Source organism: Mycobacterium toneyamaense, from assembly GCF_055384815.1.
Map to the genome: position 1 here is coordinate 212,778 of NZ_AP040333.1, position 23,177 is coordinate 235,954.

Sequence of the window (23,177 nt, forward strand, 5' to 3'; positions counted from 1 at the left end):
GCAGGAGAGGTCGAGTGAAACGACTGAGTGGGTGGGACGCGTTCCTGCTGTATTCGGAAACGCCCAACGTGCACATGCACACCCTCAAGATTGCCGTCATCGACCTCGCCGGCCTGGGCGACCGCACGTTCGGCATCGACGAGTTCCGCCGCGTGCTCCGCGAACGCCTGCACAAGCTGGAGCCTTTCGGCTATCAACTCGTCGACATCCCGTTCAAGTTCCACCACCCCATGTGGCGGGAGCATGCCGAGGTCGACCTCGAGTATCACGTCCGGCCGTGGCGGGTGGCCGCCCCCGGTGGCCGCCGTGAACTCGACGAGGCGATCGGCGAAATCGCCAGTACCCCACTGGATCGCAGCCGTCCGCTGTGGGAGATGTACCTCGTCGAAGGCCTGGCCAACGGGCGGGTCGCCGTGGTCGGCAAGATCCATCACGCATTGGCCGACGGGGTGGCCTCGGCCAACCTGCTGGCGCTCGGCATGGACATCACCGAGGGTCCGCAGCGGGACAACGATCTGTACGTGACGGATCCGGCACCGTCGCGCGGCCAGCTCGTCCGGTCCGCGTTCGCGGATCACCTCCGGCAGATCGCGCGGTTCCCCGGCGTCGTGAAGTACACCGCCGACGGCATGGCGCGGGTACGCAAGAGCAGCCGCAAGCTGTCGCCCGAACTGACCCGGCCGTTCACGCCGCCCCCGAGCTTCATGAACCACGTCATCACACCCCAACGGCGTTTCGCCACAGCGACTTTGGCGCTCGCGGACGTCAAGGAGACCAGCAAGAAGCTCGGTGTCACCATCAACGACCTGGTGCTGGCGATGTCGTCGGGGGCGCTGCGCGAGCTGCTGCTGAAATACGACGGCAAGGCCGACCACGCGCTGCTGGCGTCGGTGCCGATGAGCTACGATTTTTCACCGGATCGTATCTCCGGCAACCGATTCAGTGGTGTGCTGATCGCGTTGCCCGTCGACGTCGACGATGCCGCGCAGCGCGTCCAGCAGGCCCGCGAGGCCGCCTTGCTGGCCAAGGAGAGTCATCAGCTGGTCGGCCCGGAGCTGGTCGCCCGGTGGGCGGCCTACATGCCGCCGGCGCCGATGGAATCGATGTTCCGCCGCCTGTCCAACAAGGACGGGCAGAACAAGGTGCTGAACCTCAACATCTCCAACGTGCCGGGGCCCCGCGAACGCGGCAAGGTCGGCGGCGCGACCGTCACCGAGATCTACTCTGTCGGACCGCTCACCGCGGGCAGCGGGCTGAACATCACGGTGTGGAGCTACGTCGACCAGCTCAACATCTCGGTGCTCGCCGACGGTGCCACCACCGACGATCCGCATGAGGTGACGGCCGGCATGGTCGCCGACTTCAAGCAGATCCGCAGGGCCGCAGGGCTTTCCGAGGAGCTGACGGTCGTCGAGACCGCCATGGCGCAGTAGATTTGCGCCCGGTGGTGCGTCAGTCCGCCGGGCGGTTGCGGAATCGTTTGTGGAGCACCTGGCGTGACACGCCCATGATCCGACCGATCTCGGCCCAGGTCCATCCGTTGGCGCGGGCCTGGCGGACGGCCTGCTCGTATTGCGTTTTGGCGCTGACGAGGTCGTCGCGAGCCTGAGCCAGCGCTCGTCGGCTGATGCCGCCGAATACATCCGCGGCTATTGGATCGGGTTCTGCGGGTTCGTCATCAAATGACCAATCGTCGTCGTCATCATCGACGTCAAGGCCATGTGCTTTTCGGAAGGCATCGCCGGCGGCATCGATCTCTTCGCGCGTCGGACGGCGTTGTTGTGGTTCCCACCAGGGCCGCTCGGTTGGGTAGGTCATGGCTGTACCTTCCGGGGTCGATCACTGGGGAAAGTATGTGCCGACGGACCGACACGTTTCGTGTGACCGAGACCGGTGCGACCCGTCTCCAAGTGTGTTCGGGCTGGGAGCCGTCACCTTGGGCTGACAGTGTCAACCCAAGGTGACGATGTCAGCCGTTGGTGACGGATCCAGATCGGACATGTCCATGACAGCGGCGCGGTCACGTACCGCGCCGGCCGGCCGGACCGCCCGCTAGCCGACACTCTCGGAGTCGGCGACCTTCGCCTTCTCCGCCCGCACCCACTCCAGGAACCGCGTGATCGCCTCGGCGGTGTAGCGGCCGTGCGCCGAGCCGAAGACGTCGAATGCGTGCTGCGCGTTGGGGATCTCGGCGTACGCCACCGGCGCCGGTGACTGCTCGCGCAGCGCTGCGACGAAGTCCCGTCCCTCCTGGACGTCGATCAACGTGTCGTTGGTGCCGTGCAGCACGAAGAACGGTGGCGCGTCGGGTCCGATCCGCTTGATGGGCGAAGCGTCGAGGAACACCTGCGAGTCGTTGGCGTACCGCTTCTTGATGATCAGCTGCTCGAGGGCACGCATCATCTCGGCGCGGCCGGGGCCTTCGAAGCCGAACCAGTCGTACCGGCCGTACACCGGGACTGCGGCCACCACCGAGGTGTCGGCATCTTCGAAACCGGGCTGCCACTGGGGATCTCCGGGAGTCAGGGCTGCGAGCGAGGACAGGTGACCGCCCGCCGAGCCGCCACTGATCGCGACGAAATCCGGATCGCCGCCGTACTCGGCGATGTGCTCCTTGACCCAGGCCAGGGCCTGCTTCACGTCGATGATGTGCGCCGGCCACTGATGTTTCGGGCTGACGCGGTAGCCGATGGACACGCAGATCCAGCCGCGGTCGGCCAGGGCGCCCATCAGTGGGTACGCCTGCGGCCGGCGATCGCCGAGCATCCAGCCACCACCCGGAACCTGAAGCAGCACAGGGGCTTTACCGTCACGCGGCAGGTCCGGGCGGCGCCAGATGTCGGCCAGGTTGGCGCGGTGCGGGCCGTACTTGACGGTGTCCTTGTTGTACTTGCGGCGCGACAGCATGGTGCGCCCGATGCCGGGCAGGCGCGGGACGCCGGGATCGGCCGGGTTGCGCGGACCGATCACGTCATCCAGCGGCTCCTCGAACGCGGGCCGCGAGCTCCGGCTGCGGGTGAGGATGTAACCCAGGATGGCCCAGGTGATCGCGTTGATGGCCAACGCGATTCGGCCGCTGGTGCCCGAGAAGGCGCCATGCCGGCCCCGGCGGATCGCGGACAGTATTGAGGAACTGAGCACGAAGCCGGCTGCTTCACTGGACGGCCAGCCGTACGCGAACGCGACGATGCCGGGGTTCCCGGACCGGGCCAGCGGGCTGGCCGCGTTGGTGGCGTTGACGAGACCGAGGACAGCCCGTAGCAGGGTCACCGTTTTACGCGCCATCGGCCAGCGCCTTCAGCTCGCGGCGGTCGATCTTGCCGGTACTGTTGCGCGGCAGCTCCGTGAGCACCGTGATCGACCGTGGCACTTTGTAATTGGCGAGGTTGTCGCGCACGTGCTGCTTGAGGACGTCCTCGGTGGCCGTTGCCCCGTCGGCCAGCACGACGAACGCGGCCAGGCGCTGGCCGTACTGCTCGTCGTCGACGCCCAGTACCGTGGCCTCGGCGACGTCCGGGTGGGTGGACAGCGTCTTCTCCACCTCGATGGGGTAGACGTTCTCGCCGCCCGACACGATCATCTCGTCGTCGCGGCCCACCACGAACAGGCGGCCCGCGGCATCGAGATAGCCGACGTCACCCGAGGACATGTAGTCCTGGTGGAAATCCTTTGTGGCGCCGGAGGTATAGCCGTCGAACTGGGTCGAGTTGCGCACGTAGATGGTGCCCACCTCGCCTGTCGGCAACTCGTTGAAGTCGGCGTCCAGGATCTTGATCTCGGTGCCCTCGGCCGGGCGGCCGGCGGTGTCGGGGGCGGCGCGCAGGTCGGCCGGCGTCGCGGTGGCGATCATGCCGGCCTCGGTGGCGTTGTAGTTGTTGTAGATGACGTCACCGAACTGGTCCATGAACGAGGTGACGACGTCGGGGCGCATCCGTGAGCCGGAGGCCGCGGCGAACCGCAGCGAGCGGCCGCTGTAGCGGTTGCGGATGTGGTCGGGCAGTTCCATGATGCGGTCGAACATCACTGGGACGACGCACAATCCGGTTGCCTGGTACTTGTCGACCAACGCCAGCGTGGCCTGTGGGTCGAACTTGCGGCGCGTGACGACGGTGCAGGCCATCGATGCCGCGAAAACCAGTTGCGAGAAGCCCCAGGCGTGGAACATCGGTGCGACGACGACGGTCGTCTCCTCCGTGCGCCACGGCGTCCGATCCAGGATGGCCTTCAGTGCGTCCAGCCCACCGCCGGAATGCTTGGCGCCCTTGGGAGTTCCGGTGGTTCCGGAGGTCAGCAGGATCACCCGGCTCTTCTCGCCGGTGCGTCGCGGCTGCAGCCCCAGGTGGTCGATGATGAGCGACTCGACGGTCAGCGGGTGGTCGTCGGTATCGGTCCACGCCACGATTCGCGTGGTGCCGGTCCGGCCCTCGAGCGCACGATCGACCGTCGCCGTGAACTCTTCGTCGTAGATGATGACGTCGACGTTCTCGCGGGCCACGACCTCGGCCATCGCCGGGCCGGCGAAGGAAGTGTTGAGCAGCAACACATCTGCGCCGATGCGGTTGGCCGCGATCAGGGAGTCGACGAAGCCGCGGTGGTTGCGTGCCATGATGCCCACGACCTTGGCCGAGGGCAGCGTCTGCAGGGCGGCGGCGAAGGCGTCGCCGCGCTTGTCGAGCTCACTGAAGGTCAGCGTGCCCAGCTCGTCGATGAGGCCGGGGCGGTTCCCGCAGCGTTGCGCGGAACTCGCGAAACCCGAAGTGACGCTCATGTTTTCGCGCGCCATGGCACCGGCGATCCGCACGTACTTGTCCGGGCGGAGCGGGGCGATGACACCGGCCCGCACCATGGTGTTGACCAGGCCCGCTGTCGCGGTCAGCTTGTCGGTGATTCCCACGGCCGGTCAGCCTATTACCGGGAAGCGGCGCTCTTCGGCGAGTTCGTCGAGAGCGTCCTGCATGACCTTGCGGACGTGCGCGTCGACGGCATCGACGTCGGGCTCATCGCCGGAGGCGAAGGCGATCGCCGTGGGATCGACGGGCGGCAGCACCTGCATGACGATCTTCGACGGAAGCGGCAGGTTCAGCGGCAGCACGGCGGACAGCCCGAACGGCAGCCCGATGGACAGCGGCACCACCTTGGCGCGCGCGGCGCGGGCGATGGGACCGAGCGCCTTGGCGATCTTCTCGCCGCGGGTCAGGAACAGCTGGGTCTCCTGGCCGCCGATGCCGACCATCGGCACGATCGGGACGCCGGCGTTGATCGCGGCCTTCACGTAACCCTTGCGGCCGTCGAAGTCGATCTTGTTGGCGTCGGTCGACGGCCGGTAGACGTCGTAGTCCCCGCCGGGGAACACCACGACGAGGCCGCCGGAGCGCAGTGCCTCGTCGGCGTTCTCGTGGCTCGCCAGGATGTAGCCGGTCTTCTTGAAGAAGTCCGCGGTCGGGCCGACCATCAGCATGGCGTGGCTGAGGGTGTAGACGGGGCGGTCGTAGCCGTATTTCTCGTAGAAGTGCGACGAGAAGATCGGCACGTCCATGGGCAGCATGCCGCCCGAGTGGTTGCTCACCACGAGTGCGCCGCCGAGGGGAATGTTCTCCAATCCGCGGACCTCGGACCGGTGATAGACCTTCAGCAGCGGTCGGAGAATCCCCATGACCTTCTCGGTCAGCTCCGGGTCGAATTTGGTGATTTCGGGCAGCTTGGCCACGGTTTCTCCTCTGACTGCGGCAAAAACTAGAACATGTTCTAATTTTCGATTATTCACTGGTTGACCGCCGGACGCCAATCCCCTGTGGCTAGCATCACCGTCGTGACCGAAGAAGCCACCAGCGAAGATGCTGTCCTCGTCGAACAGCGCGACCGCATACTGATCATCACCATCAATCGGCCCCAGGCCAAGAACGCTGTCAACTCAGCGGTCAGCAAGGGCTTGGCGGCCGCCGCGGACCGCCTCGACGAAGACCCGGGACTGTCCGTCGCGGTGCTGACGGGAGCCGGCGGCTCGTTCTGTGCGGGCATGGATCTGAAGGCCTTCGCCAAAGGCGAGAACATCCTCTCGGATCGCGGCCTCGGCTTCACCCAGCGTCCGCCGGCCAAGCCGCTGATCGCTGCTGTCGAGGGCTACGCCCTGGCGGGTGGCACCGAGCTGGCGCTGTCGGCCGACCTGATCGTCGCGTCCAACGCGGCGGCCTTCGGCATCCCCGAGGTCAAGCGCGGCCTGGTCGCCGGCGCCGGCGGGTTGCTGCGGCTGCCGCAGCGCATCCCGTACGCCATCGCCATGGAACTCGCCCTCACCGGTGACAACCTGACCGCGACGCGGGCGCACGAACTGGGCCTGGTCAACGAGCTGACCGAGCCCGGTGGCGCACTCGATGCCGCGCTCGCGCTGGCCGAGCGGATCACCGCGAACGGGCCGCTCGCGGTCGCCGCGACCAAGCGCATCATCGTCGAGTCGTCCGACTGGTCCGACGCCGAGAAGTGGGAGAAGCAGGGCGCCATTCTGGGGCCGGTCTTCATGTCGAAGGATGCGCGCGAGGGCGCGGTGGCCTTCGCCGAAAAGCGCGCGCCGCAGTGGACCGGTAGCTGAGGCTGCCGACCATCGGCTCAGCCGATGCTGCTACCTCGGTTTCTTTTCCGGCTGCTGCACGGGGCACTGCTGCTCAACCCAGTTGTTGAGCGTGCGGCTGAACTGGCTGCGGTCGGGATCGCTGCTGTGCAGGCCGTTGGTCTTGACGAAATGCGTCACGGCGGCCTGCACATCGGCCGGCGGGTGGAAACCGTTGATGGTGTCCCCGGCTGCCTTCGAGTCCTCGGGGGACGCGCCGGACATCAGGTTCACCACCGCGCCGGTGAGTTGCAGGCACGTCCCGCCGTCGAGCTGACGGCTGGTGGGTGACGGCGGCGCTTCCGCCGCGGGCGTGCTCGGGGCGACCGAGGAACTCTGCGCCGGAGCGCTCGATGCCGAGGTGGTCGGCTGCGCCGGCTGCTTGTCACCCGAACATCCGGCCAGCAGCAGAGCGGCTGCCAGCACGGCGGTCTGACCGCCGATGAGTCGCCGCGACGTCATGTTCTCCCGGTAGCGCATGTGTTTGTTCTACCGGGAGACGGCTGTCGTCGGCCAGTGGGGTCAGACCGAGGCGACGAAGTCGCTGCTGTAGAACTCGGCCGGGCTCTGCGAATGCGGCTGGGGCAGATCGACCGCGACCCAGACGCCGGTGGTGCCGGGGGCGACGGGCAGCTGGACGGTGGCGCTGCCGTTGCCCCAGCCGTCGGTGCTCAGCGGGGCGGTGCCGATGCTCGGGTCGCCCGGCAGGCAGCCGAGGGTGGCATGCGGTGCCGGGATCACGCGGACCGTGTACTGCGCGTTGCGCGCGCCGTCGAGCATCTCGACGTGGGCGGTGGCGGTGCGCCCGTCGGAGGTGATCTCCGCCGTCGGGACGGCCGGGAAGCGGAACTTCATGTAGTTGATCGGCTGCCGATCGCAGGTGTAGGCCCGCGACATCAGGGTCTGACGGGCCGTGCCCGCGGCCTGGGCGGGCGCCGCGACGAGGGTCGCGGCGGGCAGGGCGGCACAGACGGCCAACGCGGCGAAAGCGCCACTCTTCTTGGACATGTGTCGAGTTTTTACCGAGACCGCCGGTAACGCAGTGGTGGCCGTCACAAGCGGACGGAACGCACTTTCCGCGCGGATGTTGACTTAGATCACAACGGGTTTCCGGTGCGGCCCACCGTCACATCCCAGGCGTCCGTCGTCGCCGTGCGGTCGGCCAGTCGCCGGGCGTGCCGGCCGGTGCTACCGAACTCATCGGCCCAACTGCGTGCGCGCAGGGTGGCGCGCCACAGCGGATGTTCCGCCGTGGTGCCGATGGCGCCGTGCAGCTGATGGGCGATGGTCGTCACCGGAGCGACGGCCCGGCCGACGGCCACCTTGGCCACCGTGGTGGCGTAGGCGGTGCGGTCGTCGCCGAAGCCGTACCGAGCGGCGGCGGTGATCGCCAGAATGGTTGCCGCTCTGGCACGCTCGATCTCCCCGAGCATCGTGGCCAGCGAGTGTTGCACGGCCTGGAACGCCGCGAGCGGGCGGCCGAACTGTATGCGCGTCTCGGTGTGCGCGACGGTCAGTTGTGCGGCCGCATCGAAGGCGCCGACAATCTGCACGCAGCGGCACCAGGCGCCGCGGATGGTCAGTTCGTCGGCGACCGCGAGCGGCAGCTGAACGACATCGGCTGCCGCGGTGTCGAATTCGACGATGGCGCGGGGCTCGCCGGCGAGATTGTGTCCGTCTTCGACGAGTGTCGGTGCGTCGCGCAGTGCGACGTACAGGGCGTCGGCACCTCGAGTGGCCACAACAATGGGCCCGCATTGTGGCCAGGTGGCGACGCCGTCCACCGCGAGTGTGAGCGGCCCCGATTCCGGTATCGGCAGGCCGGCTTCGGCGGCCAACCATGTTGCCAGCACATCGGTTTCGGCGATCGGTACCGCGGCCCCGTGGCGGGCCAGAGCGCCCAGCACGACGGCCGTGGCGGCGGGCCCGGCGTCGGGCTCACTGCTCAGCCGGGTCAGCCCTGAACCCTCGGCGGTGCGCCACAACGCGTCGTCGAACGTCAGCGGCAATGTCCGCGCGGGCGCGGCCGTCTGGCCGATCTGCTCGGCCAGTTCGCGCAATTCCGCATACTCGTCCGAAGGCTGTTCGGCAGCAGCCTGTTTGGTCCAGTTCTTGGCGACGATGCCGCGCAGGACCTCATTCGTGCCGCCGCGCAGCGTGAACAGCGGGGCGTGCACGCGGGCGGTGTCCAGCATCGTCTGCAGCCGCCGGCGGTCGGGGCCGTCGTACCGGTCCAGCAGCTCCGCGGCGATCTCGACGGAATCCTGTTCGAAGCGGGTGCCGAGGTCCTTCACCAGCGCGGCGGACACCGCGGCGTCCTGGCCGGCCGTCAGGGCCCGGGCGACCGATATCGAGAGTTGGCGCAACGAAATCATCCGTGCCATCAGGTCGCCGACGTCGGCGCGGGGTTCGTCCCGCAGTGCCTCGACGAGGGCGAAAAGCAGTGTGGCCGTGGACAGGAAGCGCTCCGGCCCGCTGCGTTCGAAACCCAGTTCGGAGGTCACCTGATGCCAGCCGGCGCCGACCGTGCCCAGCAGGTCGGCGTCGGTCAGCGCGACGTCGTCGAACAGCACCTCGTTGAAATGGTGCTCACCGTTCATCTGGACGATGGGCTCGATGGTGACGCCCGGAGCGTCGGTGGGGACGATGAACTGACTGAATCCCGCGTGCCGATGTTTCGGGTCCAGGGGGCTGGTGCGGGCGAGCACCACGATCTGGTGGGCCAGATGCGCACCGCTGGTCCATACCTTGCTGCCGCTCAGCAGCCAGCCGCCGTCGGTGCGGGTGGCCCTGGTGGTGACGGCGGCCAGGTCGGAACCAGCCTCATGCTCACTCATGCCGATGGCCGAATACAAAGTGCCGGAAGCAATTCGGGGCAGGAGCCGGCGCCGTTGTTCCTCGCTGCCGTAGCTGAGGAGGGCCGGCGCCACCTGTCGGTCGGCGATCCAGTGCGCGGCCACTGGGGCGCCGTGGGCCAGGAGCTCCTCGGTGACGACGTACCGGTGCATGTGGCTGCGCCCGCGGCCGCCGTACTCGACGGGGATGGTCAGCCCGACGAAGCCGGCCACCGCCAGCCGCCTGCTGAAGTCGGCGTCCCACTTCGACAGCCAGCAGTCGACACCGGGCTGCCAGCCGAACTGCGCCGCGTCCTCGGCCAGGAACCGGCGCAGGTCGTCGCGCAGTTCCGCCAGGTCACCATCGTCGGCGCGGAGCGCGTCGAAATCGTCCATCGGGCAACAGTAATCATGGCGCCGCAGATTGTCGGTGGGTCACGGCATACTCGGCGAGATGGCGACCATCTACTACAGCGCATCCAGCTTGGACGGCTTCATCGTCGATTCTGCGGGCAGCCTCGACTGGCTGCTCTCGCGTGACATCGACGTCGACGGGCCGTTCGGCTACAAGGCGTTCGAGAAGTCCGTCGGTGCGCTGGTCCTGGGGTCGACGACGTACCAGTGGGTCGTCGAGCACGAGCCGGGCGACTGGCCGTATCCCCAGCCGACGTGGGTGCTCACGTCCCGGCCCGGCATCATCGTCGACGGCCATCCGGTGCAGGCGGTGAGCGGTGATGTGGCGCAACTGCATCCGACGCTGGTCGAGGCGGCGGGCGACCGCGACGTGTGGATTCTCGGAGGCGGGGACGTTGCGGCGCAGTTCGTGAAGGCCGGCCTGGTCGATGAACTGGTGGTGTCGTACGCGCCGTGCTCGCTGGGCGAGGGCGCGCCGGTGCTGCCGGTGCGCTCGGAGTGGCGGCTGGTGGAATCCGCCGTCAACAGGGACTTCGTGTGTGCACGCTGGGCTCGCGCGGAAGGCTAACTGCCGGCGGTCGGCAGGCCGTTGTTCTTGACGAAAGCCTTTGCCTTGATCAGGAATTCGAGCTGAGTGGCAACATCGTGCAACGGCTCGACGCTGCGTGACGAGCGGCTCAGGATCACGGCGCCCTCGAGCGCGGCCAGGCAGGTGACGGCCAGGGTTGACGCGTCGGTGTCGCTGAAGCCTTCGGCGGTGAAGGCGTGTCCGAGCGCGGTGCGCCACCGGTCGAAGATCCCGGCGGCGATGGGGGTCAGGGTCGGCGCTTCGTCGCCCGACCCGACCGCCGCGGCGACCACCGGACACCCGGCGGTGAAGTCACTGTCGGCGAGGATGCGATCCCAGAACGTGACGAATCCGCGGACGAGGGCGATGCCGCCGTAGGCGGCGGAACCGTCGATATGGGCGGCAATCGCATCGCCGGCGAACTGCAGGGCCTCGATCAGCAGCTGGCTGCGGCCCTCGGGAAAGTGGTGGTAGACCGAGCCGCGCGGGGCACCGCTACGGACCAACACCTCGTCGATGGTCAGGCCCGCGGCGCCGCGTTCACGCAGCACGGCGGCGGCGCTGCGCACCATCCGTTCCCGCGTGGCGCCCCGCTTGTTGACCGTCTTGGTGACGGGCTCAGCTGACGTCAATGCGTGACCCGGTTCCGCAGCTGCGTCATCCGGTCCTGCACGCCCCGCGCCGCTTCACGCAGCCGCTCGTTGGCACCCAGGACGGTGTGCGTGAAGCGATGGCCCTTCACGTTGACCTCGACGACCCACATGGCGCCCTCCTTGATATGGGTCTCAGCATAAAACGTCGGACACATCGGGCCAAAGAATGTATTCCAGGTCACTATTGGGCGGCCGCAGCGGCCAAATGGCGTCGAAATTATGGCTGGTTACATAGTTCTGTGATCAAGAATTCACTTCTGGGTGGACGTCCGAACTCGATGTGCAGACCGTCATCAGGGGTCTTCCGCAGGGGCGTTGTGGGTTCGCCTCCGAGCGTGCGCTCAGATCGGGGATCTGGCCTGCAGGACGATCTGTCCGCACATTGGCGAAGATGTACGGCCGCGTTGATCACGAGCGTGCAGCCAGATCGAAGATCGGGCGAGAGGTGCGATCTGAGTGCACCCTCGTGGCGGGCAACGAGACGAGCAGACACAAAACTGCCCCCACTCCGAGGAGTAGGGGCAGTTTTGCGTCAGTTCGCAGAGAAAACTAGCCGGCGTTCTCCAGCGCGACGAGCGCGGCAGCGAGGAACCGAGCTGACGCACGGTCTTGATGTTGAACGCCGCGGCGAGGTGCTCGGCGTCGGCGTCGCTGACCCCGGCCAGCGCGGCGGGCGATGCGTCGAGGATTTCCTTGAGGGACTTGCCCTCGTACGCCTTGTCGAGTGCTTTGTCGAGATCTACAGAGACAGCCATACGTTTCCTCCCAGATTGTTTGCCAGACCTTCGGACGGGCGTGACGGTATCAGCGATTGCTGGGGTTCGCCTGGGATAAAAAACCGGTGCTGAAAAGCCGAATGGCCACCCGGCCGAGTCCCCCGAGGGGCGAAGGACAAAGCGCGGGTGGCCATCCGGACGAAGGCGGTATTACTCCGGGGTGTAGCCGAATGGCATCAGGACGCTCTTGGCCTGGCAGTAGGCCTCGATGCCCTCGGGGCCGTTCTCGCGGCCGATGCCGGAGTTCTTGTAGCCGCCGAACGGCGCACCCGGGTCGAACGCGTACATGTTGACCGCGTAGGTGCCGGTGCGAATCTGCGAGGCGATCTTCATGGCCCGCGGGATGTCGGTGGTGTAGACGCTGCCGGCCAGGCCGTAGTCCGAGTCGTTGGCGATCCGGATGGCGTCTTCTTCGCTGTCGAAGGGGATGATCGCCAACACCGGGCCGAAGATCTCCTCCTGGGCGATGGTCATCGAGTTGTCGACATCGGCGAACACCGTCGGCTGCACGAACCAACCGGAATCGAGGCCGTCGGGACGGCCACCGCCGGTGGCGATGCGGGCGCCTTCTTCGACACCCTTCTTGATGTAGCTCTCGACGCGCTCGCGCTGCTTCTCGCTGATCAGCGGACCGATCATGGCGGCCGGATTATCGGGGAGGCCGACCTGCATGGCGGCCGCGCCGGCGGCCACCTTCTCGACGACCTCGTCGTACCGCGACCGCGGGGCCAGGATGCGGGTCTGGCCGACGCAGGCCTGGCCGGTGTTCATCAGGCCCGAGAACAGCAGCATCGGAAGGGTGGAGTCCAGGTCGGCGTCCTCGAGGATGATCGCCGCGGACTTGCCGCCGAGTTCCAGGGTGCAGGGCTTGAGGCGCTCAGCGGCGACCTTGCCGATCTCCTTGCCGACAGCCGAGCTGCCGGTGAAGGTGAACTTGTCGATCTCGGGGTTGGCGGTCAGCGCGCGGCCGGTCTCGGGGCCACCCGGCACGATCGACAGCACGCCCTCGGGCAGGCCGGCGTCGGCGAAGGCCTGCGCCATCGCGAACACCGACAGCGGCGTCTCGGCTGCGGGCTTGAGCACGACGGTGCAGCCGGCGAGCAGTGCCGGACCCAGCTTGTTGGCGGCCAGGAAGAAGGGGACGTTCCACGCGGCGACGGCGGCGACGACCCCGATGGGCTCGCGGGTCACCAGGGTCTGGCCGTAGATGCCGTCGCGGATGTCGCTCCACTGGAACTTGTCGGCGGCGCCGGCGTAGTAGTTGAACGACGACATGGCGGCGCCGTACTGCATCATGTCGACGATGCTCGGCGGCTGGCCGGTCTCGGCGGCGAGCAGGAACTTCAGCTCATCGGCGCGCTCGGTCATGATGCGCGACGCCTCGGCGATCACCGCGGCGCGCTCGGCCGGCGACATCTTGGGCCACGGGCCCTCGTCGAACGCCTTGCGGGCGGCGGCACAGGCGGCATCCACATCGGCCTTCGAGGCCAGCGGCACCTTGCCGACGAGCTCGCCGGTGGCCGGGGAGTGCACCTCGATGACGTCCGACGTCGCGGGTGCGGTCCACTGACCGCCGATGAACAGCTGATCCCACTCGGTTTTGAAAGCCGTGCTCTGTGTCATGGCCGTCACACTACCGAGTTTTCGGCCAAACGAGAACATGTTCCAATTAGGTCATTCAGCTGGGCCGGAGCACCAACACCAGGTTGCTCGTCAAGAACTCCTGTAACACCGGTACAGAAGTCGCACGCCAGGCCCATTGCGGGTGGTAGCGGGGGAATGCGGCGACCAGCGCCCCCGTGCTGCGCGCCCACTCCAGCCCAGCTGCGGCAGACACCGCGAACAACGACGATCCGTAGTCGTTCTTCGGCCGGCGGCCGTGTTTGCGGGTGTACATCTCGGCGGCCCGCCGGCCGCCGAGGTAGTGCGTCAGCCCCATCTCGTGCCCACCGAAGGGCCCGAGCCACACCGTGTACGACAGGACCACCAGCCCGCCCGGCCGGGTGACCCGCAGCATCTCCCGGCCCATCAGCCACGGTTCGGGGACGTGTTCGGCGACGTTCGACGACAAACAGGCATCGACGCTGTCGTCGGCGAACGGCAGCGCCATGCCCGAGGCGCGCACGAAGCTACCGGCGCCATCGGGTTGCGCGGCCGGACCCGCGTGCATCTCGCGAGGGTCGGGCTCGACGCCGATGTATGTCATTCCGGCGCTGGAGAATTCGGTGGCGAAGTAGCCCGGGCCGCCGCCGACGTCGAGCACCGTCATGCCGTCGGGGGCGGTGCCGTTGAGGTCGCGCCACAGACCGTCCACGAGCGCGACGGTGTCGCGGGCGAGGCCGCCGTAGAAGCGGGCCGGGTCGCTCTGCTCGAAACGGAACTCGCCGAGCAGTCGGATCGAGCGCGCGAGGGTGGCCCGCTTACGCGTGGTGACCAGTCGTTTGGCTGCCCGGTGATTCACTCCGCAACCCTACTGACCGGTACCCTTCATTCGATGCCAGACCACCCCCAGCAGCCTGCTGGATCTCCTGACGAGATCCGGTCGGTGCTGCTGCTCTGCTGGCGCGACACCGGCCATCCCCAGGGTGGCGGGAGCGAGACGTATCTGCAGCGCATCGGCGCACAGCTGGCGGAGTCCGGCGTGCGGGTGACGCTGCGGACCGCCCGCTATCGCGGGGCGTCGCGCACCGAGGTCGTCGACGGCATCCGGATCAGCCGCGGCGGTGGCCGGCTGTCGGTCTACATCTGGGCCGGGCTGGCCATGGTGCTGGCCCGCGTCGGGCTGGGCCCGCTGCGCGGCGTCCGGCCGGATGTGGTGATCGATTCGCAGAACGGCATCCCCTTCCTGGCTCGCCTGGCCTACGGCCGGCGCGCGATGGTGCTGGTACATCACTGCCACCGCGACCAGTGGCCGGTAGCTGGGCGCGTGATGAGCAAGTTCGGGTGGTTCGTGGAGTCGCGGCTCTCGCCCCGGCTGCACCGCAACAACCAGTACGTGACGGTGTCGCTGCCGTCGGCCCGGGACCTCGTGGATCTGGGCGTCGACGCTTCGCGGATCGCTGTCGTGCGCAACGGCGTCGACCTCGCTCCGGCGGCGTCCCTGTCGCTGCCCCGGGCGACGGAGCCGCGCATCGTCGTGCTGTCGAGGTTGGTGCCGCACAAGCAGATCGAGGACGTGCTCGACGCCGTCGCGCTGCTGGCGCCAGTGGTGCCGGGGCTGCGTCTGGATGTCGTCGGCGGTGGCTGGTGGGACGAGCGCCTGGTCGCGCACGCCCGGCGGCTGGGCATCGGTGCCGCGGTCACGTTCCACGGCCATGTCGACGAGGCCACCAAACACGAAGTGCTGCAACAGGCTTGGGTGCATGCACTGCCGTCGCGCAAGGAAGGCTGGGCGCTGGCCGTCATCGAGGCCGCGCAGCACGGCGTGCCCACGGTCGGCTACCGGTCCTCGGGCGGCCTGACCGATTCGATCGTCGACGGCGTCACGGGCCTGCTGGTCGACGACCACCGTGGTCTGGTCACCGCGCTCGAGACCCTGCTGACCGACGCCGTCCTGCGCGATCAGCTGGGTACCAAGGCGCAGGTGCGGGCCGCCGAATTCTCGTGGCCGCAAAGCGCTTCCGCTATGCGGACCGTTGCCGAAGCGGTCCGGGACGGCAAGTTCGTCAACGGGATCGTCTGAACCGAGTCGCGAGCGAGCCTGGCTTGAGCTGGGAAATTACCGTCCGGAAGGTTGTCGACTCCGAATAGACTAGGGCGGTATGGGGGATGCGCTCGATGCGTTTGATTCGGTGTGGCAGCGGGCGCACGCCACATTCGGTACGGGTACGCCGCAGACCGGCGAGCATTTCGACAAGAGCGCCCAATTGCGTGGCATGCAGGCCACCGTGCAGTCCGCTGCGCCGGGGGATAACTGGCGCGGTACTGCATCCAGCGCTTATGGCACCGCCAACACCAGTCAAGGACGTGCCCTCGGCGGACTGGCCGACCTGGACCAACAGTTGCGTACTGCTGTCGATCGATCAGCCGAGATCGTCACCAAGGGGCGGCAGGGCCTTGATGAGACCCGTAAGTGGGTCCAGGACATGGCAGCCCAGGTTCCGGCGGGACGTAACCGCGACATGCAGTTGCTGCCCATCGCCAGCCAGGGACTCAAGCAGGTTAGTGATCTCCTGACGTCGACTGTGACGCAGCAGAACGCCGTCGCCGGTGACATCAAGGTGCTCACTACGCGGTATAACGCCATCAAAGGCGATCTGCCGCTGTCGCCGAAGGACGACAGAAAGGACGATCAGGACAAAAAGGATGGCAAGGACTCGGTCGTCGGCGATGACAAGAAGGATGGCAAGGACGACAAGAAATCTCCGGCTCAAACGGGCGCTGACGATGCCAATGCCCTGCAGAACGGACAGCTGACCCCCGAACAGCGCGAGCGCCTGACGCAGAACACCACCCTGAGTCCCGAACAACAGGCCGCGCTGCACAACGGAAAACTGAATATGCCGCCCGACCAGATGGCGTATCTCCAGGGATTCTCGCGTGCCTTCGGCGACAAGACGCCGGCCGAGATCAAAGCGATCATGGACAAATCCGGCCCCGACGGCAAGAGCGTTGCCGATGTCTTTCAGCTCGCATCGAACCCCAACATCAAGACGGGACTGCCGGAGACACAACCTCCGTCAATTGACCATCCGTCCAGCGGTGGAAAGTACGCACTGCCGGACGGCATCCAAAAGGTGCTCGACGGACCTGTCCTGACTCCGCTGGTCTACGGCGAACCAGTGCACAAGCCTGACGGCTCGATCGGCCCGCCGCCGCTCATAGGTCCATCCCAGCCGACTGCGGGCCTCAATGACCTCGCCAACATCATCCAGAGTGGCAACCGAGATTTGCAGGTCGGGTCTGCCCTCGACTCCGGGATGATGACGCAGAGTCAACGACTGCTCGAGCAGTCCAATGGTTGGGCTGTCCCGAATGCCCACGATTTACAGGCCGACCGTGCCCATTGGTATCAGGCCGCTGTCGATCCGACACTGCAAAACATGTTCAACGCCCTGAACAAGGACGACATGGTGATCCATGGCGCCGTTGCCGGGCCCGGCGGGGATAAGTTTCTCGACAATCTCACCAATCATCAGTGGCAGGACAACGGGTTGGCCGCGGGCGGCCTCTTTGACTGGGTTGGGGATACTGCCGCACACGATTCCACTGGCCGTGCCGCGCAGACGGCGCATGCTCTCGCCCAGTACATGAGTGATCCCGACAAGCATCATTTGCTCAACTTGGAAAGCGCGCCGGGCCAATCCCTCGGCCAAGTCAATCCCGAACTGACCCGAGATTGGGCGCGGGCCCTATCTCCCTATCTTGACGACATGGTGGGCAACAACGTCAGTGGCAACAACGGATTGTTCCCACCGCTTGATCCGCCTGACGGCAGTAAGACTGAACCGACGAACACCCGCCACGTCATGAGCGTGCTGATGTCCGACCACCCGCCGGCCGATCAGAAAGTGGACGCCAACGCGCCAAAGACGGCCAGCCAGATTGTCTTCGAAGCCACTCAGCACGACGTCAATCAGATGTTCGACAAGGCGGCATTGTCCGCAGTGGACCCAAGCGGCGCGAAAGATGATTTCTCGGCTCAGGCTGCAGGTCGGCTACAGGCAGCACTGAATCTCGGGAGCTTCGACGAAGCGAATTCCCGACTGCACAACACATTTCAAGCCCAGCACGACGCGTGGCAACTGCGTGGGAAGTTGTACGACATTGTGGGGGCGGGTGTCGACCAATTCGGTGCTCCCGGCGGTGCCGCGAAGGACGTGATGGATCTCGGCAAGGAATACATCATCGGTCCGGAGCCGAAAGAGGTAAAAGCGGCGAATGTCACCATTCCGGGAACGTTCCCCACGCAGCAGCACATGGCCGAGGTGCTGGCGCAGTCGCACGCCGGTGATATGTCGAAGTTGCAAGAATATTTCAGAGACGGTGAGTTGCATCCACCGAAGAATGATGGAGGCCCTGCGTATTCCCGGTACCACAATCAGGTAGTGGCGTATCTCAATTCCATTGGGGAATCCGGCTCGATCAACGATCTTTTGCAGTCGTACTGGACCACCTACACGGGTTCGGTCTACGGGGCGACATAGATGACACGGGGCACAAAACTCATTGTTGTGATGCTCGCGGTCGTCACGTTGATTTCCGGCTGTGTTGATTACCAGAAACCTAAGGCTGACTCAACCGCGCCGACAGAGAAGCGCCTGTTTCAATACTGGCCCACCTTGCTCAACAATTTTCGATTTCGGTGGAGTTCTGAATTGGGTATTGATGTGACGACTGGTCCGGCGATGGTGGTTCGCGCGTATTTGGAGGCCCACGACATCGCGACATTCACCCTGGACGCGAACAATGTGTATCCCGGTTTCATGCGGGCGACGCCGGAGAATTTGACATTCAAACAAGCAGAGTTGTTGCAACAGACGTATGTACGTCCCCTTGGCGAGGGGTACCCGACCACTCCGAAGGACGCCCGTGCGCACTTCGGATACACCATCAGTCATTTTCTGGAGCTTGTTCCTAGCGGGGATGGCTGGGCGGCGCTCGTGTGCGAAGGGACCTATCCCCACTTCACGGCTAGTCGTGTGCATCCGGGCAAGTATGTGTCGGTGAACGCGGACGAAGTGACCGCGCAGCCGAATAATGGTGTAGTCAAGGATGAAGATCTCGGCGTTGAGCCTATTAGAGTGACGCTGACTCAACATGATCCGCGCGTCGGACCGGGTGCTCCTGCTGATGTCACCACTCCGCAGAAGGGGCCTGCGTTCTCGCCCGACCGCGACGTTTTCGGCAACTGGTTTATTACTGCGGCGAGTTTTGGCGGGTGGGGTCCAAAAGACGTCACCCAGTCGTTGCGGTGGGACCAGCCCGAACCGCAGAATCGCTGCAACTCCGTCATGCCGCAGAACGCCGCTGAGCGTCGAGCCATCATTACCGGGTTCAGAGACGCGCCACCTCCACACGGCGACGCCGTCCCAGGATGGCCGCTACCAGCGGGTGACCGACCATGACCCCGCCACCGGAGGACGTCGCCCACCAATCTGGAGATAGATAATGACCGAACCACTACGCGTCGACCCTGCGGGATTGCTGAACTACGCGCAGCAGCACGCCGATGTCTCCTCGGGTATTTCCGGTCTACTCGGCGCGGGTGCGCCCGACGGCAAGGGCGTCGACACCAGCCATGGTGTCGTGTCGTCGGCGGTGTCGACCGCACTGACGAGTGCGCTGGAGGGCCGTGGTGAGGTCTTCGGCGCCGTCTCGGAGACGGCCGACAAGTTCTCGGAGCGCCTGCAGCGCGCGTCGAAGGCATATGCCGACGGCGATCGGCAGGCGGCGGATCGAATCAAGGCCGCAACGGGCGGGATGGAAGGAAATGGTTCCGGTGGCCAGGCGGGCGGACCGGCTGGCGGCGCTCCTGGCGCTCAGACGGGCCAACAGATGATGGGCCAAATGAGCCAGATTTTGGGGCAGGTCGGCCAGCAGGTCGGTCAGCTTGCGCAGTCGGTCACCCAGCCTTTGCAGGGCTTGACGCAAGGCCTGCAGCAGATCCCCCAGCAGATCGCCCAAGCTGCCCAGCAAGCATCGCAATCTGCTTCGGCTGGCGGCGCCGGTCAAGGCAAGGACCTCAAAGGGCGCGACGCCGAACGGGACGAGCGCGAGCGCAATGATGCGGAACGCAAGAAGGCTGCGCGCGCAGAGCGCGAAGGAGCCGGCGGCCCCCCAACGCAACAAGAACAAGCCGGACAAGGCAATTCGAGCGGCGCGGGGCGGGCTCCCGTCGAGCCGAGCGCGCCCACGGTTCGCCCTGCGCCGACGCGTGTGCCTATTGACTGAGGGCGGCCTGGAAACTCAGCGACCCGCCCGCGGGCCCCACCCCTGGGCGTCGTATGTGCGGCGATCGGCAACCCACGCGGATGTCGCGGTTCTTTCGGATCCAAATCTGCCGTTTTGCTGTTGGACATCGCCCCGCCGCATAAACTGACGGCCAAGTCAAATTTCATAGCAATGAGGGCCGCCTTCGGGATTCCGGCTTTCGGGTGACCCTCTCATTTTGCGGATCCAGGCAACTGGGCCCGGTGATGCAGTGCGTTCGAACTCCGTTCTCATTCAATGTAATTGGATATTCCGCTCCATCGATGTACACCAGGTCTGAGGAGTTGAGCATGTGGAGTTGCCGATGACGCTTTCGACGTTCGGGCTCACCCGGCTTTCGAATTCACGCACGGTCTGGCAGCCGCATTACGCGCGTCGCGTGCTCATCACCGACGCCGCGGCCATCGTCCTGGCGATGCTGTTCGCGCAATGGGTCCGATTCGGCGGAGCGGGCTACGGTCCGTCGGCCTCCATGCTCTATACCGGGTACTCGCTGGCGCTGGCCTGCCTGTGGCTGGGCGTCCTGACCCTGCATCACGCCCGCTCCGCGTCGATCCTCGGCTGCGGCATCGAGGAGTATCGCCGCGTTGTCGCCGCGTCGTTCTGGACGTTCGGGGTCATCGCGATCGTGGCGCTGCTGGCGCGGCTCGAGATCGCGCGCGGCTACCTGGCCCTGGCATTCCCGCTGGGCACGATCGGCCTGCTCATCGGACGCAAGCTGTGGCGGCGCCGGGTTCGTGCGCGCCGGCATGCGGGTGAATGCCTGACATCTGTTCTTGCCATTGGTGATCGGGACGCCATCGCGGTCCTGGCGACCGAGCTCATGAACGATCCGGGCGACGGTTACGTGGTGGTCGGCGCCGGCATCCCGGGCGATCCGGACGCGCGCGGTGACGTCATCAGGATCGGTGATCGGGTGATCCCGATCTTCGGCGACGAGAACGACGCCCTCGGCGCCCTCGGCGACCGCTGCGCCGCCGACACCGTGGCGCTGACCGACGCCGAACATTTCGGTGTCGCCGGAATCCAGCGGCTCACCTGGCGCCTCGAGGCGTCCGACGTCGACCTGGTGGTGTCGCCGGGCCTGCTGGACGTGGCCGGTGCGCGGCTGGCGATGCGGCCGGTGGCCGGCATGCCGCTGCTGCACGTGGAGAAGCCGCAGTACCACGGCGCCAAGAGTTTCCTGAAGAAGGCGTTCGACTTCGGATTCGCGCTGGCGGCGCTGATCGGGACGGCGCCGCTGCTCGTGCTCGCAGCCATCGCCATCAAGATGACGAGCCGCGGCCCGGTGTTCTACCGCTCGGAACGTATCGGGCTGGACGGCGAGCCGTTCACCATGATCAAGTTCCGCAGCATGGTGGTCGATGCCGAGGAGCGTCTCGACGAACTGCTGCCGTCGAACGAGATGGCCGGCGGCGTCATGTTCAAGATGCGTGAGGACCCGCGGGTGACGATGGTCGGAAAGGTCCTGCGCCGCTACAGCATCGACGAACTCCCGCAGTTCATCAACGTGCTCAAGCAGGACATGAGCGTCGTCGGCCCCCGGCCGCCGCTGCGCCGGGAGGTCGAGACCTACAACGGCGACATCAGGCGCAAGCTGCTCGTCAAACCGGGTGTGACGGGGTTGTGGCAGATCAGCGGACGGTCCGACCTCACGTGGGACAAGGCTGTGCGCCTTGATCTTTCGTACGTCGACAACTGGTCGATGCTCACCGATGTCGGCATCATCCTGAAGACCGTCAGTGTGGTGGCTCGCGGCGAAGGGGCGTACTGAGGCCCCGCCGCCGCTGGATCACCATCGCGGTCAGGGCTCCGATCAGCATGCCCAACCACACCACGTGTGCGGCGATCAGTAGCGCTCGTCCCGATGCCGCGGGCGTCGTCCCACCCACTCGGTACAGCGCAATGTCGTTGTCCCGGTAGACGATCGGCAGCGACAGCGGCGGAGCTGAGCCTTCCACCACCACCCAGCCCACCCCGGCCGCGGCCAATTGGTGCACGTCGGCGCCCCGCAGCAGCAGGTCCTGCACCCGCCGCGCCCGCACGCCCTCGCCGGGCACGGTCCGGCCCCCGATGACGAGGTCACCGGTCGCCAGCACGTCGGCGGACACCCAGCGCGGCAGCGGGTCGAGTACGGCCGTCGGGCCGGCCCAGGGGAACTGGCGGATGACGTCGGGCGGCAGGACCGCGACGGGTTTCGGGTCCGAGTTGATCTGTGCGGCAACCGCATACCAGCCGGCCGGGTACTGCACCGACCGCAGCTGGCCGCCGACACCCCAGGCGAGGTCGGGCAGCGCCGCCAGCACCACTACGCAGCAGCCCGCAGCAGCGAAAGCCGTTGGTAGCCAGCGCCGTAGCACCGCCACTGCGGCCGCCGCGGCCAGGGCATAGCCCGGCATCGCCAGGGCCACCCACTTCTGTCCGTCACGCAGCACGCCGGTGCTGGGGACGGTCCGGATCAGCCAGTCGAGGAACGCCGACCCCGGGTCGGTCGCCAGCAGCGCGGGCACCACCACGGCGACGACGGCGAGCACCAGCAGCGGCCGAGCCGCGGTCACGGACCACGCCTTCCGCGCGCCACAGGCCACCACCGCCAACAGCGCGACGGTCCCGACCAAGGCCCACAGCGTCGTGCGGGACACCGGCACCGCCGCGGCGTTCCAGATGCCGCCGAGCCCGGCCAGGCTGCCCAGCGTCCCGAGTCCCGGCTCGGCCCGCGCCGCGAACGCCGGCACACCGGCACTGGCCACCGGCAGGACCGAGCGGGCGACGACCGTCGCCACCAACCAGGGCAGCGCCGCTCCGACCGCGGCGGCCAGCGCGACCCACACGCCGCGCCACGTGCGCGAACACACCAGCGCCACCACCAACGCCAGCAGCAGGCCCGTCGGCGTCAGCCCGGCCAGCGCGATCCAAAAGACCAGCCGCCAGGGATTTGTGCACGACTTTTCGCGCTCACCGCGGAAGATCGTGCACAAATCGCTCGAGAGGGCGACCCAGGGCAGGCAGCCGTAGCCGACCAGCAGGCTCCAGTGCCCCTGCAGCAGTCGCTCGGCGACGTAGGGGTTCCACACCGCGACGGTGACGGCCACGAGCTGCCCGCCGAGGCCGGCGTCCAGCACCGCGGCGGCCAGCTTCGCCGCGCCCCAGCCGGCGAACCACAAGCCGAGGATCGTCAGCGCCTTGACCAGCACCCCGCCGTCGACGACGGGCGAGAGGACGGCCAGGAAGAAGTCCTGCGGCAGGGCCCGGGGCGCGGCCTCGGACAAGCCGAGGGCGGCGTCGGACAGGTAGGACCGCGGCGTCGAGACCGCATCACGCAGCAGCAGATAACCGGGCGCCAGCAGCGGCGCGGTGACAGCGAGCGTCAGCCCCAGCGCGTACAGCGCCGGCAGG

21 protein-coding genes and 1 pseudogene are annotated in these 23,177 nt (G+C 66.9%); 8 read left to right on the top strand and 14 right to left on the bottom strand.

The features are described 5' to 3' along the window. Nucleotides 1-14 precede the first annotated feature (14 nt). Nucleotides 15-1,433, top strand: coding sequence for a WS/DGAT/MGAT family O-acyltransferase (locus ACZ5IQ_RS00975; RefSeq protein ID WP_212807955.1), 1,419 nt, complete (start codon nucleotides 15-17; stop codon nucleotides 1,431-1,433). Nucleotides 1,434-1,452: 19 nt separating this feature from the next. Here ACZ5IQ_RS00975 and ACZ5IQ_RS00980 read toward each other — a convergent pair whose 3' ends face one another. The 4 genes from ACZ5IQ_RS00980 to ACZ5IQ_RS00995 form a co-directional block, all read right to left on the bottom strand. Next, nucleotides 1,453-1,818 carry a hypothetical protein gene (locus ACZ5IQ_RS00980; protein ID WP_212807956.1) on the bottom strand — a complete coding sequence of 122 codons (366 nt, stop codon included), beginning with the start codon at nucleotides 1,816-1,818 and terminating at the stop codon, nucleotides 1,453-1,455. Nucleotides 1,819-2,052: 234 nt separating this feature from the next. After that, nucleotides 2,053-3,285, bottom strand: a complete 1,233-nt coding sequence (locus tag ACZ5IQ_RS00985; protein WP_212807957.1) for an alpha/beta hydrolase — start codon at nucleotides 3,283-3,285, stop codon at nucleotides 2,053-2,055. Further along, the gene (gene fadD12 / locus ACZ5IQ_RS00990) at nucleotides 3,275-4,846 is read right to left on the bottom strand and encodes an acyl-CoA ligase FadD12 (RefSeq protein WP_244872893.1); all 1,572 of its coding nucleotides are present in this window, start codon (nucleotides 4,844-4,846) and stop codon (nucleotides 3,275-3,277) included. The genes ACZ5IQ_RS00985 and fadD12 overlap by 11 nt, the downstream gene beginning before the upstream one ends. A gap of 54 nt (nucleotides 4,847-4,900) precedes the next feature. Continuing rightward, a complete protein-coding gene (locus ACZ5IQ_RS00995; RefSeq protein WP_244872892.1) occupies nucleotides 4,901-5,653 on the bottom strand; it encodes a lysophospholipid acyltransferase family protein in 753 nt (250 codons plus the stop codon). A 147-nt stretch (nucleotides 5,654-5,800) separates the two neighbouring features. Here ACZ5IQ_RS00995 and ACZ5IQ_RS01000 point away from each other — a divergent pair, with 147 nt between their 5' ends. Beyond that, nucleotides 5,801-6,586, top strand: a complete 786-nt coding sequence (locus tag ACZ5IQ_RS01000) for a crotonase/enoyl-CoA hydratase family protein (RefSeq protein WP_212814458.1) — start codon at nucleotides 5,801-5,803, stop codon at nucleotides 6,584-6,586. Between the two features lie 30 nt (nucleotides 6,587-6,616). Here the strand turns inward: ACZ5IQ_RS01000 and ACZ5IQ_RS01005 are convergent, their stop codons facing one another. From ACZ5IQ_RS01005 to ACZ5IQ_RS01020, 4 genes and pseudogenes are all read right to left on the bottom strand, one after another. Continuing rightward, the gene (locus ACZ5IQ_RS01005; protein WP_464480671.1) at nucleotides 6,617-7,084 is read right to left on the bottom strand and encodes a hypothetical protein; all 468 of its coding nucleotides are present in this window, start codon (nucleotides 7,082-7,084) and stop codon (nucleotides 6,617-6,619) included. A 42-nt stretch (nucleotides 7,085-7,126) separates the two neighbouring features. After that, nucleotides 7,127-7,612 (bottom strand): hypothetical protein, encoded by a 486-nt coding sequence (locus tag ACZ5IQ_RS01010; RefSeq protein ID WP_212807961.1) that lies wholly within the window; start codon nucleotides 7,610-7,612, stop codon nucleotides 7,127-7,129. A gap of 89 nt (nucleotides 7,613-7,701) precedes the next feature. Further along, nucleotides 7,702-8,511, bottom strand: coding sequence for an acyl-CoA dehydrogenase family protein (locus tag ACZ5IQ_RS01015; protein WP_244881367.1), 810 nt, complete (start codon nucleotides 8,509-8,511; stop codon nucleotides 7,702-7,704). A 204-nt stretch (nucleotides 8,512-8,715) separates the two neighbouring features. Then, nucleotides 8,716-9,834, bottom strand: a pseudogene (locus ACZ5IQ_RS01020) (acyl-CoA dehydrogenase family protein); the annotation flags it as partial. 58 nt (nucleotides 9,835-9,892) lie between these two features. Between ACZ5IQ_RS01020 and ACZ5IQ_RS01025 the strand changes: the two are divergent. Next, nucleotides 9,893-10,420: a dihydrofolate reductase family protein gene (locus tag ACZ5IQ_RS01025; protein WP_212807963.1), complete on the top strand. Its 528-nt coding sequence runs from the start codon at nucleotides 9,893-9,895 to the stop codon at nucleotides 10,418-10,420. Here ACZ5IQ_RS01025 and ACZ5IQ_RS01030 read toward each other — a convergent pair. From ACZ5IQ_RS01030 to ACZ5IQ_RS01050, 5 genes are all read right to left on the bottom strand, one after another. Then, nucleotides 10,417-10,992: a TetR/AcrR family transcriptional regulator gene (locus tag ACZ5IQ_RS01030; protein ID WP_212814456.1), complete on the bottom strand. Its 576-nt coding sequence runs from the start codon at nucleotides 10,990-10,992 to the stop codon at nucleotides 10,417-10,419. The two genes, ACZ5IQ_RS01025 and ACZ5IQ_RS01030, sit on opposite strands and share 4 nt — an antisense overlap. Before the next feature lie 56 nt (nucleotides 10,993-11,048). Then, nucleotides 11,049-11,183, bottom strand: coding sequence for a hypothetical protein (locus tag ACZ5IQ_RS01035; protein WP_020103445.1), 135 nt, complete (start codon nucleotides 11,181-11,183; stop codon nucleotides 11,049-11,051). A 231-nt stretch (nucleotides 11,184-11,414) separates the two neighbouring features. Then, nucleotides 11,415-11,828 carry a hypothetical protein gene (locus tag ACZ5IQ_RS01040; RefSeq protein ID WP_464481525.1) on the bottom strand — a complete coding sequence of 138 codons (414 nt, stop codon included), beginning with the start codon at nucleotides 11,826-11,828 and terminating at the stop codon, nucleotides 11,415-11,417. A 171-nt stretch (nucleotides 11,829-11,999) separates the two neighbouring features. Continuing rightward, entirely contained in the window at nucleotides 12,000-13,472 is a 1,473-nt protein-coding gene (locus ACZ5IQ_RS01045; RefSeq protein ID WP_464480672.1) for an aldehyde dehydrogenase, read from the bottom strand. 55 nt (nucleotides 13,473-13,527) lie between these two features. Further along, complete coding sequence (locus ACZ5IQ_RS01050; protein WP_464481521.1) at nucleotides 13,528-14,286, bottom strand: class I SAM-dependent methyltransferase; 759 nt, start codon at nucleotides 14,284-14,286, stop codon at nucleotides 13,528-13,530. A 57-nt stretch (nucleotides 14,287-14,343) separates the two neighbouring features. Here ACZ5IQ_RS01050 and ACZ5IQ_RS01055 point away from each other — a divergent pair, with 57 nt between their 5' ends. From ACZ5IQ_RS01055 to ACZ5IQ_RS01075, 5 genes are all read left to right on the top strand, one after another. Continuing rightward, nucleotides 14,344-15,531, top strand: a complete 1,188-nt coding sequence (locus ACZ5IQ_RS01055; protein ID WP_464480673.1) for a glycosyltransferase family 4 protein — start codon at nucleotides 14,344-14,346, stop codon at nucleotides 15,529-15,531. Between the two features lie 79 nt (nucleotides 15,532-15,610). Then, nucleotides 15,611-17,995, top strand: coding sequence for a TPR repeat domain-containing protein (locus ACZ5IQ_RS01060; protein ID WP_464480674.1), 2,385 nt, complete (start codon nucleotides 15,611-15,613; stop codon nucleotides 17,993-17,995). Then, nucleotides 17,996-18,916: a hypothetical protein gene (locus ACZ5IQ_RS01065; RefSeq protein WP_162563675.1), complete on the top strand. Its 921-nt coding sequence runs from the start codon at nucleotides 17,996-17,998 to the stop codon at nucleotides 18,914-18,916. 43 nt (nucleotides 18,917-18,959) lie between these two features. Beyond that, entirely contained in the window at nucleotides 18,960-19,742 is a 783-nt protein-coding gene (locus ACZ5IQ_RS01070) for an ESX-1 secretion-associated protein (RefSeq protein WP_061006835.1), read from the top strand. 343 nt (nucleotides 19,743-20,085) lie between these two features. Beyond that, nucleotides 20,086-21,555, top strand: coding sequence for a sugar transferase (locus ACZ5IQ_RS01075; RefSeq protein ID WP_234785506.1), 1,470 nt, complete (start codon nucleotides 20,086-20,088; stop codon nucleotides 21,553-21,555). On the opposite strand, the gene ACZ5IQ_RS01080 is transcribed toward ACZ5IQ_RS01075, so the two are convergent. Continuing rightward, nucleotides 21,521-23,176, bottom strand: a complete 1,656-nt coding sequence (locus ACZ5IQ_RS01080; RefSeq protein WP_464481522.1) for an MmpA family trehalose lipid delivery protein — start codon at nucleotides 23,174-23,176, stop codon at nucleotides 21,521-21,523. The genes ACZ5IQ_RS01075 and ACZ5IQ_RS01080 overlap by 35 nt on opposite strands. Between the last annotated feature and the right edge of the window lies 1 nt (nucleotide 23,177).